Annotated in this window: 9 protein-coding genes; 3 read left to right on the top strand and 6 right to left on the bottom strand. The window is 58.9% G+C overall.

The window, feature by feature from the left end; genetic code table 11:
- The first annotated feature begins 205 nt into the window (after positions 1–205).
- Positions 206–1,714: a GH25 family lysozyme gene (locus tag ABRP28_RS07990; RefSeq protein ID WP_374152951.1), complete on the top strand. Its 1,509-nt coding sequence runs from the start codon at positions 206–208 to the stop codon at positions 1,712–1,714.
- Between the two features lie 678 nt (positions 1,715–2,392).
- On the opposite strand, the gene ABRP28_RS07995 is transcribed toward ABRP28_RS07990, so the two are convergent.
- The 6 genes from ABRP28_RS07995 to ABRP28_RS08020 form a co-directional block, all read right to left on the bottom strand.
- The gene (locus ABRP28_RS07995; RefSeq protein ID WP_350001734.1) at positions 2,393–4,432 is read right to left on the bottom strand and encodes an acyltransferase family protein; all 2,040 of its coding nucleotides are present in this window, start codon (positions 4,430–4,432) and stop codon (positions 2,393–2,395) included.
- Between the two features lie 120 nt (positions 4,433–4,552).
- Positions 4,553–6,442: a hypothetical protein gene (locus tag ABRP28_RS08000; RefSeq protein ID WP_350001736.1), complete on the bottom strand. Its 1,890-nt coding sequence runs from the start codon at positions 6,440–6,442 to the stop codon at positions 4,553–4,555.
- A gap of 150 nt (positions 6,443–6,592) precedes the next feature.
- Positions 6,593–7,765 (bottom strand): acyltransferase, encoded by a 1,173-nt coding sequence (locus tag ABRP28_RS08005; protein ID WP_350001738.1) that lies wholly within the window; start codon positions 7,763–7,765, stop codon positions 6,593–6,595.
- A gap of 320 nt (positions 7,766–8,085) precedes the next feature.
- Positions 8,086–9,501: a bifunctional dTDP-4-dehydrorhamnose 3,5-epimerase family protein/NAD(P)-dependent oxidoreductase gene (locus ABRP28_RS08010; protein ID WP_350001739.1), complete on the bottom strand. Its 1,416-nt coding sequence runs from the start codon at positions 9,499–9,501 to the stop codon at positions 8,086–8,088.
- A 3-nt stretch (positions 9,502–9,504) separates the two neighbouring features.
- A complete protein-coding gene (rfbB, locus tag ABRP28_RS08015; RefSeq protein WP_350001741.1) occupies positions 9,505–10,503 on the bottom strand; it encodes a dTDP-glucose 4,6-dehydratase in 999 nt (332 codons plus the stop codon).
- Between the two features lie 73 nt (positions 10,504–10,576).
- Positions 10,577–11,881: a D-alanyl-D-alanine carboxypeptidase family protein gene (locus tag ABRP28_RS08020; protein ID WP_350002129.1), complete on the bottom strand. Its 1,305-nt coding sequence runs from the start codon at positions 11,879–11,881 to the stop codon at positions 10,577–10,579.
- 428 nt (positions 11,882–12,309) lie between these two features.
- Between ABRP28_RS08020 and ABRP28_RS08025 the strand changes: the two genes are divergently transcribed.
- Both ABRP28_RS08025 and ABRP28_RS08030 read left to right on the top strand, forming a co-directional pair.
- Positions 12,310–13,530, top strand: coding sequence for a hypothetical protein (locus ABRP28_RS08025; protein WP_350001742.1), 1,221 nt, complete (start codon positions 12,310–12,312; stop codon positions 13,528–13,530).
- A gap of 45 nt (positions 13,531–13,575) precedes the next feature.
- The gene (locus ABRP28_RS08030; RefSeq protein ID WP_350001743.1) at positions 13,576–14,649 is read left to right on the top strand and encodes a glycosyltransferase family 2 protein; all 1,074 of its coding nucleotides are present in this window, start codon (positions 13,576–13,578) and stop codon (positions 14,647–14,649) included.
- Positions 14,650–14,654: the final 5 nt, after the last annotated feature.

Here is a 14,654-nt window from a genome sequence, read left to right on the forward strand (position 1 = left end):
GTCCCCGTCCCCTACGCCGACAGAGACGGCTTCAGTGGACACGACTTCTCCCCAGCCGGCGCCGACAACAGCGCAGTCGATGGCGGAAGCAGTCGGGGTGGGCGGAGCTGAAATGGGACAGCGGTCCGCTCGCGTCACCGCTGCTGCTCCGTCGGGGCCCGTCAAGAGGCTTAGTACGGAGTCTTTGTCCAGCGAGGGCACTTGGATGCCCACGTTCGGTGTTCAGGGACTGGACGTAAGCGGACACCAGCCCAGTGTGGACTGGCAGCACCAGTGGAACATGGGTGCACGTTTCGCTTATGTCAAGGCGACAGAAGGCAACTACTACAAGAATCCTTCGTACAGCTCGCAGTACCAGGGTTCGCGAAACGTAGGGATGATTCGCGGCGCCTATCACTTTGCGATTCCCAACTGGTCATCAGGAGCCGACCAGGCGCGGTACTTCGTGCAAAACGGCGGAGGCTGGTCTGCAGACGGTTACACCATGCCGCCAGTGCTGGACTTCGAGTTCAATCCGTATGAGGGCCGCACCATCAATGGTTTTTACTTCGGCAACACCTGCTACAACATGTCCCCGTCGCAGCTTCAGTCCTGGGTTCGGGACTTCGGGAACACCATGCAGGCGCTGACCGGCCGATTGCCGGTCATATATACCAACACAAGCTGGTGGAACCAATGCCTCGCCAACCCTTCAGGATTTGGTGACTACCCGCTCTGGATTGCCGCCTACCCCAGCTCGCCTACGAACAACGCCGGACCGGTTCCCACTGCCAGCTGGAGCGGCTACAGCATGTGGCAGTACAGCAGCACCGGGCCGTTTGCCGGCGACTCGAATGTGTGGAACGGCGATTATGCAAGCTTGCAGCGTTTTGCCCGTGCCGGGAGTGGCATCGACGAAGCCTTCAATCGGGAATACCAAGCGTCCAGTTCGTGGCTAGGGAACCCTTGGGGACCAATAGCCTGCGGGCTGGTGAACAACGGCTGCTACCAGATTTTCCAGGCCGGGTCGATCCAATGGTCCCCTGCCACGGGAGCCCACTCAGTCCGTGACGGAGCAATACGCGGGACTTACCAGCGGTCGGGATCCGAAAACGGGCCCTTGGGATACCCCGTCCTGGGCCCCGAAATTTGCGGCCTTAAAGGCGGCGGCTGCTACCAGATGTTCCAAGGTGGAGCCGTCATCTGGAACTCCGTTACTGGAGCACAGATCAGCCTCGCGGGTCCCATCCGGGACCGCTACGCTTCCATGGGTTTTGAAAACGGCCCCCTGGGATACCCGACCTCCAGCCAAGTGTGTGGTCTGGCTTCCGGCGGATGTTCCCAATCCTTCCAAGGAGGAGACATCCTGTGGTCATCAGGCTCTGGGGCCTATGCGGTCACAGCGGGCGCCATTAGGGCTAATTACGGAAGCCTCGGCGCGCAGGGTGGGCAGCCCGGCTATCCCGTCAGCAAGGAAGTATGCGGGCTCAAGAATGGTGGCTGCTACCAGTTCTTCCAGGGCGGCTCAATGATCTGGTCGTCAACCACAGGCGCGCATTTCAGCCCGTTTGGCTCAATCAGAGGAGTCTGGGCGTCCCAGAACTTCGAAAACGGCTGGCTGGGATACCCCTTTACAAATGAGTATTGCTCCTCCTCGGGCGAATGCCGGCAAGATTTCCAGGGCGGGTCCCTCATCTGGACCCCGAAGGCCGGTGTCAGCGTCTACCGTCGCTAACGGAACTGATAGTCGCCCTTCGTGCAATGGGCTGCTCCATCGTCGAGAAAGAAACACAGATTCACGCACTGGTGGATCGTCATCCACGCCCCCAGGCTTGTGTCGGTGACGGTCGAAAAGTGAGCCATTGTAACGGCTTGCAAAATGGCTCACTTTTCGACCATCGCTGACAGCTTGGTCGCAGTCGGCCAGGTCCCTCAGCCCGGGTGTTTCACCACCGGTTACGGGGCTGCTTTGTCCGCATCGAGCATGTCCACCACCCGCGCGGATCCGCCTGACCAGCCGGACGTTGAGTCAGTCACCGAGCTGGTCGTTGAATCTCTTTGGGGACGCGAAGACCCGGCCGGGAAGGAAGTTCCCAGGAACTGGTGGGCCACTCCATTACGCCCTCGTTCTTCGCGTCTGCCGCGGCGTTCGACCTGGACGATACTTGTCACAAACCCGGGCGATCGCCGCGGCTCCGCGGCGTAGCTGTTCCGTCGGCCGATGCCTGTTTCGATCTCCCTAATCAGCGGCCGCGGAACAGCGCCCAGTATCCGAGCATCACCCACGTCCCGGCCAGCAGATCCATGATCGCCAGGAAAGGATTATCCGGAACATGAATTCGAGCAGACCATCGCCGAGACCGGCAACACTAGGTAATCACCACAATTCAACGTCCGGAGCAGTCCCTTGACCTCATCCATGGCTCAGGATTCTCTGGAGCCTATGCACTATCTCTGGGCCAAGAGTCCTACTGAAAGTAGCTGTAATGTGCGATTCGTCGCGGTAAATCACAACGTGATTGATGACCATCGGGCACCGTTCACCAAGACAATATGCTTCGTCCAGGCGGAGAAGCGGAATTCCTCCGACAGCAGCTGCATCGATGAGGTGATCCGGAAGAGCATTAGCGATTGACTTGTCAGTGGCACACTGTTTCGCCTTTTCATGATCATCGCGAGCACCGATAAGACATTGCCGGGCGGTCGCGGCTGGCATGGGGTTGTCAGCTATTGCGACGACTCGAACTCCACTGTCCACCACGGGCTTCCAAGCGGCCGCATAGTCTTCCACCGCCTGCTGATAGGGCTGTCCCGCATAGGCATGCCGCGCGGCGGTCGTCAGGACAAGGTCGTAATCCCCGTCTAAGAGCCGATCCTTTATTGCGTCCCTAGCACCCTTGCACTGATTCTCGACTGAAACAGTCCACTGGCATCCCCAGCCCACATACGTTTCAAGCTTCCAACTGACGCTATCCAACTGTGGAACTAGACCAGGAATCAACATGGCGGCGTGGGAGTCACCGACTAGGGCGACCCGAAGCTTCCCGTTCTCGGGCCCGTAGCTGCAACTCTTTAGTTCCTCGTTCTGGTCAATCCAGCAATCAAAGGCATTGCCGCTATCCGCATCCAAATCGGCACTTCTGGGAACCAGAACATTATTGAGCGTGGGATCGTCGCAATTCCGCGTCGTCGCCAGAGCCGGTCCTGCACCTAAGCAGCCGTTACTGAATGCCCTCTCAACATTTGTCGCGTCGCCCGACGGTATAGCAGATGCACTGGCAGCTACTGCTCCTGTTGTAGCTACGACGACCGCCATTCCTGCTGCGCTAAACGCGTAGGTCCACGAGCTGTGACTCTGTCGGAGACGATTACTATGTCGGACAGGATCCTCGACGAGCTTTCGAGTGATGATGGCCAGTGCAAAACTTAGCCCTAGGACGACAATTAGCCATTGCCATCCCAACGGTTCGCCCACCACATGGGGCAGCACGACAATCAGGGGCCAGTGCCAGAGGTAGGCGGAATAGGAGTTATTTCCGATGAACTGCAGTGCCTTAGCACCCAGCAGCCTTCCTGCGACGGAAGTCGGATTATCCGCCTGAGCCCAGATTACGGCTGCCGTTCCAGCGACAGGAACTATCGCTAAGAAGCCAGGAAATGCCATGTCGTCAGTGAAAATGAAGACAGAGCACACGAGGAGGGTGAACCCTGCCAAAACGACGGGCTGTTGCAGTCGGCGCGGTGCAGCCGACCATTTTGATGGTAAGCATGCCAGCAGGCTTCCCACTCCGAACTCCCACGCTCGCGTGGTCGTGGCGAAGTACGCACCCGATGGATTCTTCGAGGTTTCAGCGATACAAAATGCAAGCGAGGCCATGGTTATGAAGACGAGAACTATGGCTGTCAGCAACTGGCGGTTCCGATTCGAGCCACTACGACAAGAATGCCAGACCAAAATAACCAGCAAGGGCCATACGAGATAGAACTGCTCCTCGACGGACAGGGACCAAAAGTGTTCCACGGGGGAGGCAATATTATCTCGCGCTAAGTAGTCGACCGCGTCCCAATGTAGACGCCAATTTTGGAAATACAGAGTGGCGGCGATGAACTCAGAGAGAAACTGCTTCCAGAAATACTCCGGGACGAAGAGTACGGTAGCTGCCAGAGAAGCGCCAATGACAGTGAGGCTGGCTGGAAGCAAACGTCGCGCCCTGCGCGCCCAGAATCGACCTAAATGAATTGATCCCGTCTGCCGTGCCTCGCGCAAAAGCTGACCTGTGATCAGGAAACCGGAAATAACGAAAAAGATGTCGACACCGACATAGCCACCCGTGACATTCAGGGGCCAAAGATGGTAAACCATCACCGCCACTACCGCTAGGGCACGGAGGGCCTGTATGTCCGGTCGGACACGTGGTGAGACGCGAGTGCTGCTGTTTACCGTGGCTGCCATGACTGTATTACGCGTCCTGAAATAGTAGATGGTCTTCTACAGATGCTATTGCTGACCACGCGGTCAGGGCACGACCTAACGGGTCACCCACGCATAAGTGGGGCATCTCAGTCGGTAATTCTACCGGGAAAGGCTGAGCAGTTGCCGAAGCAAGTCCTGGTTCTCCGGATCCACGATAATTCGGACTTCAGGATCCTCACGCCTAAGTGCTTCGACCACCGTTGGGAGTCCCTCAACGCCAGACCAAAGTGGCAAGAGGTGCGGCATTAACTTAGCCGACGATTTCTCTGTGTAAGTGCCGGTCAATGCGTCATACCACTGGAAGGCTAGAATCGCATCGAAGTCTTTGCCGTATGTTGTGAGGTACGCCGCGGGCGAAGCCCAGTTTGATTCTACGGCCCTAAACAGCGCTTCGACGTGCTGTGGTACGGGACTGTCCAAAGTGACACGCTGTCTTTCGATCTCAAGCGCCGACTCGGCGCTCGGCGTCAGGCCAAAAGCTCTTGTGTCGAACGTTAGCCCGAAACATTGTGTCGTTGCGAGCCCGAGAGCCAGAACGGATGTCCATTTCCACCATGGTCGCCTAAGATCACGTTGAGGAAAAGAATGCAAATAGGCAACAACAGCAAGTGCGAAGACGACCAGCGCAACAAGTTCCAGCGCAAGAATCAACTTAATTGAATAGTAAGACAACGCTCCGGATTTCGAGATCTGGGCAGCGGCCATGACTGCGAGCACGATAAGGCCGGCCACGATTGCCCAGGCGCCATTGGCAACACGGTGGGGTTGATAGACAACAAAATCCACGAGTCGACTACTTCCACTCGACCGGACCAGGAGACTAATGCCAAAAGTCCCCAGAAGGAGAGCTGCCACCACACCAAAGTCCGGAATAGGCACGCCGCCAACTGCATAGAGCACATCTTCCGCAGAGACGGACGATAGTTGCCTGACGGCAAGAAGAAGGGCACAGAACCCGAAAACGGCTGTGCCAGTTGCCAGGACATAACCGAAACGAGAAGCGGCCCATCTTCGTCGGTTGAGCGGCAGAAGAATGACAACGCAGGCCCCAAAGAGCAGCGATCCCAAAAGAATCCAATTGTGTGCAACGCCGACGGCGGCCGAGGCAGAGGCCAACAGCAGGAGTGGGTGGGAAAAAACCTTTGTCTGGAGGATCATTAGGACCAGGAAAGCCGCAACAAGAGCGGCCGCGACATAAAAATTTTGGAAGCCGTGCATCGTGGCCGCGGCGCCAGGACCATAGACCCATCCTGCGGCGACGAAGATGGCCGCGGGAGCAGCAATGCCAAATCTACGTCGAAACATGGGGATGGAGCACAATCCCGCAACGACGAGGGTGGCGGCCATTGTAGATACGACGGCGCTAAGTACTGTGTACGCAACCAGCTCCCCATGAAGGTCAGCTGGTAAGGGTCCTCTTACGAACTCAGCCAGTAAGGCCACCGTGGCATGGAAGCCCTGCGGGTAATTATGAAACTGCCATGCACTACCGTCGGGCGAAGCGCCGAGCGCACCAATAGTTCTTCCATGCGTCCTCAACATGTAATACATATCGAAATGAGAGGCGTTATCCCAGTTCATGGTTAAAAGTGTCAGGGCATCGACAGACGTCCTTGTCTTGAGGAAGTTCATGAGCGTTCCGGCAGACATAAGCGCGGTAACCACCGGGAGAAAATCGATTGCCCTAATTTCCGGAAGCAGCGAGCGAAGACGCAAACGCCACTTCTCCCCGTAGGCCACCCAAGCCCCCAGACCAGCTGCGAGTAGCGCAACCAAGAACGTCGCCCTCCCCGCGGCCTGGATAGGAAGAGGGAACCACCACAAAACGGGCGTGACACCGAAGACTGTCGTCAGACCGATAAGAATGCGCCGGGAGAGGAAGCGCGAAGTAGGCACCGCCAGCAACAGAATTCCCGAGCTGGCTAAGATAAGGAATCCGCTTTGCCCCACGCCTACTCGTCCCACCAGCACGATTACAAGCAGACTCAAGCCCACGATTACTGCCCGTACTATGCGATGGGCTGGATTTGGTACACGTTGGTCACGGCCGTGTTGGCCCTTTGGGTGGGTGTTGCTAGCGTCACGACTTCCAGGGCTGTCTTGACCAACAGTTCCGGCTCTACTGCCCAAAAGTGGCATTCAGTTCACCTGTGTAATAGCAGTTATCGATCGCCGTTTCTTGATCCCGTTCGTTTCTTCCGGAAGAGACGACTTTGACTCATTCCTAGGGGGCTCCGGATTACTTCTTCCTTTACGAACCCGCTTCATTATCGGCTGCTCCACAAAAAACCAACTCATAAGCGCCAGGCCAATGGTAATTGCGCTAGAAAGAGTCATATATGCGGCCAAACCGAGCTGATGTAGCCCATATACAGACAGTAGCTGCTGAATCGGGAAGGCATATATGTAAACACCATATGAAATGTCGTTGCGATGAATAAATTCAGGACTGGGCAGCCAAGAAGAAATCCAGAGCAAGGCATATGCTACCAAGGCGCCGCAGGCTGGACCTCCCCAACCAGGGAAGGCGGACATAATGATCAGAGAGGACAAAATAGCAAGTACGCCCGGTATCCAATGCAGTCCCACTCTATGCCGCCACAGGAACAGGACTGAACCACCTAGAAAAAAGGGCAAAAGTCGCATCAGGAGAACAAAGTCATAATTCTGCCCTAAGAATACACTTACTCTTTCAATATTTGCTTGAACGACCACACTCGCGACGAAGGCGATAGTAATAGGCCACGGCGACTTCCTGACTAGCGCAAACAATCCCAATGCTGCAATAATTAGATAGCAAACGAATTCGTAGTAAAGGGACCATAGCGAACCGTTCCAGGCGCCGGGATAGGGAACATTGTAGGGCCCCCCGGCAATATCTGCGTGCTGCATTTTTAGAAACATGTTCGAGAACACATAGTTCAATGGCGTGGTGGTCGTTGATAAGTACCCACTCAGGCTTCCCTTGGCCGCCAAGTACCCTAAGGGGGCAATTACAATCACCATAAAAAGAAGACAAGTCAAAAAAGCTGGCATAATCCGCGCAACACGATGCACCAGGTAGTCACCGAGTCGATTGTTGAGTCGGCTGCCCGTAATAAGGTAGCCACTAATGCTAAAGAATCCTGCAACAGCCCAGCCACCGAGCCATTCCCCTGCAAATTCCGGTCCTCCGCCTAACCCCATCAAGGGCCAGCAGTGGTGAACAAGAACTGCGAGAGCAAGAATGAGTCTGATGAGGTTTAGGCTGTTCCTCCGCGGATTGAGCCTGGATCCGAACCACAATTCGTGTCGGTCGATACTACGCGGCATGTGAGCTCCGAGGAATCTGGGGATTTGAGACTAGCCCATCTTACCGGTCGCTGTCCCTCGATCTTACCGACCGACGTTGTGCCCGTCGACAAGCATCGAACCGGACACTCTTAGCCGGCGAGGGCTGGCTTGGCTCGGGGATTCCAGTGCAGACGTAGTGCCGAGCGTCGAGCTAAACGCCCTGTCGTCATGCAGTTACTGGTCAAAATGAACTGCAGACGCTGGTGGCCTTGACGAATGAGGCTAAGGACTGGCTACGGGATTCTTGTTGTCTTCGTGTTTTAGCCGATGCCAAGCCCACAGCGTCGCGAACCTTCTGACTACGGTCGCCCTAGTACATATTTTTTCAAAACGGTAGCTGCGTTGGCCGGTGTGAAACCGCTGGCTACAATTTTACCCAAGTCCAGAGTGCTGTTGAGTGGCCTGGGCGCAGCCGCTTTATCCCTGAAGTATTCGGCTGTGCTGACACCGGTGACCGCTGATCTCGGCTTGCCCATCAGCTCATAGACATCACCGGCGATGTCTGCCCATGACTGTGGCTCTCCGTCATTGCTGAGGTTGTACGTTCCGTACTCCGCCCCCGATTCCAGGAGATGCCGGATGCCCGCGGCAATATCTTCCGTGAAGCTGAGCCGGCCGATCTGGTCGTTGACCACGGACGGCTCGATGCCCCGGCCGGCGAGCGATGCCATGGTGCGCACGAAGTTGTTTCCCTCACCGATAACCCAACTGGTCCGCACAATGTAGTGGCGGGGAACCACGCTGACGACGGCGTCGCCGGCGGCTTTGGTCTGGCCATAAACACCCAGCGGGGTGAAGGGTTCAGTTTCGTCATGGCTCTCCCGCGCACCATCGAAGACGTAGTCGGAGGAGACGTGCACCAGGGTGAGGTCATGGTCGACGGCGGTACGCGCCAGCCGCGCGACGGCAGCAACATTGACGGCCCAGGCAGCCGCACGGCCTTCCGCGGTTTCCGCGGCGTCGACCGCGGTGTACGCGGCGGCATTGATAATTGTTGAGTAGTTCTTCCAGTTCCGCTCCGCGAAGGACGCCTCGCTGCCCAGATCGAAGCCCGCACGGCCGGCAAACTCAACTGTTGCATCGCCGTCGTACTGTTCCCGTAAGGCCTTGCCCACCTGGCCGTCGGCACCTACCACGAGGATCTTTTTGGCCGGCATCGGCACAACGTCCGCGAGGCGGGGGTGCGCTTTGTCCTTAACGGACAGTTCTGCCTCCTCGAGCGGCACCGGCCAGCCGATTGCCGCCGTCTCGTCCGCGAGGTTCAGGAAGGTGTACTGGCCCTGGGCATCCGCTGACCAGTGGTCGTTGACCAGGTAGGTGTAGGCCGTGTTGTCCTCCAGGGTCTGGAAGGCATTGCCCACGCCGCGCGGAATGAAGATCGCCTGACTGGGGTCCATTTCAGCGGTGAAAACGGCACCAAACGACGGGCCTTCGCGCAGGTCAACCCAGGCGCCGAAGATCCTCCCGGTGGCCACCGAGATGAACTTGTCCCATGGCTCGGCGTGGATTCCGCGGGTCGTGCCTGCCTTCTCGTTGAAAGAGATGTTGTTCTGCACTGGGCCAAAGTCCGGCAGCCCGAGTGCCACCATTTTTTCCCGCTGCCAGTTCTCCTTGAACCAGCCACGATTGTCACCATGGACCGGCAAGTCGTACAGGACGACGCCGGGAATCGGCGTTTCGTGTGCGGTCAGCTTCTTTGAAAACTCGATCGACATCGTCTACTGGCCCTGTTCCTTGTACTTGGCTTCGGTCTGGGCCTTCTGCGGGCGCCACCAGTTTTCGTTCTCGCGGTACCAGGCGATGGTGTCCTCGATGCCGGCATCGAAGTTGGAGAACTTTGGTTCCCAGCCGAGCTCGTCGCGGAGCTTGGTGGAGTCGATGGCGTAGCGCAGGTCGTGGCCCGGGCGGTCGACAACGTGGTCGTACGCGTCGGGGGCCTGGCCCATGTGCTTCAGGATCAGTTCAACAACGTCCTTGTTGTTCTTCTCCCCGTCGGCGCCAATCAGATAGGTTTCACCGATCCTGCCTTTGGCGATGATCGCCAGCACGGCCGAGGAATGGTCATTGGCATGGATCCAGTCGCGGACGTTCTCTCCCTTGCCGTAAAGCTTGGGCCGGATCCCGTCGATTACGTTGGTGATCTGGCGCGGGATGAACTTTTCCACGTGCTGGTAGGGCCCGTAGTTGTTGGAGCAGTTGCTGATGGTCGCCTGCAGGCCGAAGGAACGGACCCAGGCGCGGACCAGCAGGTCAGAGCCGGCCTTCGTGGAGGAATAAGGGCTGGAGGGGTTGTACGGCGTTTGCTCCGTAAACCGTTCCGGGTCATCCAGTTCCAGGTCGCCGTAGACCTCGTCCGTGGAAATGTGGTGGAAACGCTTATTGTGCTTCCGCGCAGCCTCGATCAGCGTGTAGGTACCAATGATGTTGGTGTCCAGGAACGGCCGCGGATCATGGAGCGAGTTGTCATTGTGTGACTCCGCCGCGTAATGGACAACGACGTCGGTCTCGGCCACCAGGCGGTCCACCACCTCGGCGTCAGCGATATCTCCCTGAACAAACGTAAAACGGTCCTCGGGAAGGCCCCGCAAAGATTCCATGTTCCCGGCGTAGGTCAACTTGTCCAGCACAGTGACCCGGTCATCTGTATTTTCCAGGACGTAGTGGACAAAATTTGAGCCAATGAATCCGGCACCGCCGGTTACGAGGAGTCGCGACATATTCATAGGTTACCGGCTGGCTGTTGGTCCCATGTCATCCGTCCGGGTATCCAGGCCCCTCTAGGACTTGGGCTCAATAACCGGGCGCCGGCGGGTATCCGTAGTACTGCTCAAGGGTGGCGATGCCACGGCGGTGCATGTCGATGGCTACGTCCTTGCCGACATACCTGAGATGCCAAGGTTCGTAGGCATAACCTGTCCAGTAGCTCATTCCTGCCGGGTACCGGACAATAAAGCCGAACTCATGGGCACGATTTGCCGCGAATCGCCCGGCTGCCGTCTGGGCAAAACAGTCCTGGAGTCCACAGGCTCCACCAGGGTTCCCGATATCGACGGCCAGCCCGCTTTGATGCTCGGAGAATCCGGGCCGGGCCGATATCGTGTCAGCGCGTTCCTGCCCGTACATAGCGACGTAGCTGTTGTAGAGCGACGCCTGGGTCGCGTAGCTCCGGAAGCCGCTGACCACGGTCACCGGAACACCCGAGGCACTTGCAGCATCAGCAAACTGCCAGAAGCCTACGGCTGCCTGGTAACGCAAGGGGTACCCCCCAACATTCACCATGTCGGAAGGCGCATAATCGATGGGCGAGAGAGGATTGCGCTTATTGATGACGCGCTGGTACTCCCCCGGCTGGTAGTACGTGACGGTAACGCCCGTAGATGGGTGCCAGGTCAGGATGCCGCCCTGGAAATTCTGGGTGCAGCCGGCATCACCGGCGCAGAACTCCTCGGTCAAGGGATAGCCCAAACGCCCGTTCTCCCATCCGAGCGTTCCCCAGACGTAATCAATGGAGCCTCCGGTGGCATATGCGCCGATACCCGGCGCCCAATGGACCTGACCTCCCTGGAAGGACTGATAGCAGCCACCTGCCCTGAGACCGCATCGTTCGGCGGCCATTGGATAGCCCAGCGGACCCGATTCGAAGCCTCCACCTGCCCACCTGTTCCTGATTGCCCCCCAAAGCGTCTGCTGCGCGCCACTGGCAGGCGACCAGTGGATTTGTCCGCCCTGAAAGCTCTGGTAGCAGCCCGACCTGACGAGCCCGCAGACCTCATCCGTGACCGCGTACCCGAGCCGGCCTTGTTCCCACCCCTGCTGCTGCCAGAGTCCGCCGACCGCACCCCACGTGGCACGGGCTCCTGTCGCGGGCGTCCAGTGGATTTGGCCGCGCTGGTAGTCCTGGTAGCAGCCGCCGCCGGTAAGCCCGCATTTTTCTCCGCCGATGGCAGCTCCAAGATTGCCCGCAGGTCCCCCAAGGGCCTGATGTTTGTCCTGGATTGGTGTCGCAGCCCAACCCGGGGTGCCGACCAAGAGTCCGGCCAGTAGAAACAGGATGCTGAGGACCGTGGATAGAGCGGGAACCCGAATGTGCTTCATGTTCACCTGACTGCTTGATGGAATAAGGGTTTTCCAGACGGACGGCCATCACCGGGGCCGGTGCGTTGCTGGCTCCTGGACGTGATTCTATCGGCGGCAACGGGCTCGACTCATCAACGCATGGACTTTTCTTCCCATCACGGATTCCCGGAAACCACCAGGGGCAGTCTGCTTCACCGTTCGGACACTTCCGGTGCAAAAGGGGCCGGAATCTGCGAAGTAGCCAGGATGCCGCTGACCCGGTCCCGCTCAGGCATGCCCCTGCACGCCTTACCGTAAGATCGAAAGGCACCTGGGAAAGCCAGGCATCGCGTCGCCACGGAAAGCCCTCAATGAATTTGCCTTGGAAGAAGCCCGCCTCTGCGCAACCAGAGGAGGAGCATGATGCTGCCACTGACAGGACTATCAGCTCCAGAAGTGCGTCGGGCGTGGGCGCTGCCTCCATTGTCTCCGCGGCTGCAGGGTTCGTTATCCTGGTGATTGCCGGAAACCACCTCCGCCCCGAGGAATATGCACAGTTCAGCGTGTTTTGGGGCGCACTGTTTGGCATCTTTGGCGTGCTCTCCGGCATACAGAGCGAGACCACCCGCGCTGTCCGCTCCGCGGAAACTCTGGGCAGCGACCCCGCCTGCGCACAACAGCACCCCTTGGTATTGGCAAACGGGGTGCTGGTGGGGGGAATCCTTGCCGTCCTTGTCCTGGCGTCCTCCTGGCTGTGGGCGCCGTCCGTCCTCGGCAGTAACACCCCCTGGCTCCTGCCCACCTTGGCCGCCGCCGCAATCGCCTATTCTGGCCATTCCGCCCTGGCCGGCGCCTCAGCAGGAACCCAGGATTGGAACCTGTACTCCAAACTGATGAGTGCGGAGGCGGTGTTCCGCCTGGCAACTGTAGGCACCGTGGCCCTGCTCGGCGTCGGACTCCTGGGACTCGAACTCGCCTGCGCGCTGGCGGCGGTCCTTTGGCTGGTCTTCCTCCTGTTCTCACCAACTGCACGCCACGCCGCAGCTGCCCGCGCCGATGTGCCCCGCACGGCATACCTGCAGCAGACCGGCCACGCCATGCTCTCCTCAAGCGCCACTGCTGCCCTCATCGTAGGATTCCCCGTGATCCTGAGTTTCACCAGCAGTGCGCAGGAACTTGCCGCGGCCGGCGGACTTCTCCTCGCCATCCAACTCACGAGGGCGCCAATCATGGTTCCGCTCCAGGCGTTCCAGGGCGTGGCCATCGCCGCGTTCGTGAACCAGCGCGATCGGGGCGTCCACGCGCTGATCAAACCCGCTGCCCTCTTCCTCGGCGTGGGTCTGGCAGGCGGGATCGCAGCTGGTCTGCTGGGCCCCTGGCTCATGGAACTGCTGTTCCCGGGCAAATACGATGTACCGGCCTGGCTTCTGGCCGCACTGACATTCGACGCCGCGCTAATGGCTGTCCTGACGCTTACCGGCACGGCAGCCCTGGCAGTGGGGATGCACCGTGGCTATTCCGCAGGCTGGGTCAGCGGCACGGTTGTCAGCGTGCTCTGCCTCCTGCTGCCGCTGCCCCTGTCCGTCCGGACGACAGTCGCCCTGGCGGCAGGACCCGTCGTGGGCGCAGCTATCCATGTCGCCTCGATCGTGCGTACCGGCAACCCCGCTGCTGCTTCGCCCGCCTGATCTGACGCCGTTCTCCCTGCCGACCTCCCCAACAAAGGAAGCCCCGTGACGAACAATCCCGACATGCCGCGGACCACCGTAATTCTGCCCGCATACAACGCCGCCGGCTTTCTGGAACGGGCGGTGCGGAGTGTCATGGCCCAGACAGACCCAAATTTCGAACTGGTTATTGTGGATGACCACTCCACAGACGGAACGCTGGACTTGGCCAGGAAGCTCGAGGAGGAGTTCGGAAATCTAACGGTGATCGCTTTGCCCTCCAATGCAGGAGTGTCGGCGGCCCGTAACGCCGGCCTTGAAGCGGCCCGGGGAGCTTGGATCAGCTTCATCGACAGCGACGACCAGTACCTGCCTGCATTCCTCGAGACCATGCACGCGGCCACCGCACCGGATGTGGACCTTGTAGTCGGCGGCCGAATCGTAGTCCAGTCGAACGGTACGGAAACGCGCAATGGCTCGCGCGCGCTCGGCGAATTCGACGGCGCAGAAGCCTGCCGGTTGGCCATGTGTGACCAGCTCACTCCGTTCCCATGGGACAAGCTGTATCGGCGGGAACTGTTCAGCAAGGTCCGGTTCGCCGAAGGTGCCGCGCGGTTCGAGGACATGGCTGTCAACGTCATCTTGCACTCGCTGTCCCGGAGGGTCCGATCGATCGATACGCCGGTTTACCGGTACTACATCATGGATGCTTCCCTTACATGGGGCAGGGTTCCCACGGTAGCGGACACCACTGTGGCCATGAACCACCTGACCGAGCACCTGGACCAGCGGTTTAAGGAAGGCAAGTACGGAGCCGCGTATGACTGCATGCGCTCGCTGGTAATCCTGCTTGTGGCCCAAAGCGCAATTGCCCGCGGTACCGGCTCGCCCGCCGCTGCAGCCACGGTAACCGAGTGCCGCAAGGACCTTGGTTGGCGGATGCTTTACCGGACCCTCGCTGTGCACAAGGTCATCGGCGCCGGCGCCCTTTTACTCAAGCTGGCGCCTTCCTTGTACGCCTATCTGTACCGCCGCCACATCCGCGCCGCATATGGCGTGGGAAAGCCCCAAGCGCCCTCGTCGGAGATGCCTGTAGCGGCTCCACCCGCCACCCCCGGCAGCGGTTCTGGTATAGATTAGTACCT

Source organism: Pseudarthrobacter sp. WHRI 8279, from assembly GCF_040224115.2.
Taxonomy (GTDB): Bacteria; Actinomycetota; Actinomycetes; order Actinomycetales; family Micrococcaceae; genus Arthrobacter.

Coding starts and splice junctions, on each gene's coding strand:
- ABRP28_RS07990 (WP_374152951.1), top strand. CDS start 206: ATGCCCACGTTCGGTGTTCAGGGACTGGACGTAAGCGGACACCAGCCC.
- ABRP28_RS08005 (WP_350001738.1), bottom strand. CDS start 7,765: ATGCCGCGTAGTATCGACCGACACGAATTGTGGTTCGGATCCAGGCTC.
- ABRP28_RS07995 (WP_350001734.1), bottom strand. CDS start 4,432: ATGGCAGCCACGGTAAACAGCAGCACTCGCGTCTCACCACGTGTCCGA.
- ABRP28_RS08010 (WP_350001739.1), bottom strand. CDS start 9,501: ATGTCGATCGAGTTTTCAAAGAAGCTGACCGCACACGAAACGCCGATT.
- ABRP28_RS08020 (WP_350002129.1), bottom strand. CDS start 11,881: ATGAAGCACATTCGGGTTCCCGCTCTATCCACGGTCCTCAGCATCCTG.
- rfbB (WP_350001741.1), bottom strand. CDS start 10,503: ATGTCGCGACTCCTCGTAACCGGCGGTGCCGGATTCATTGGCTCAAAT.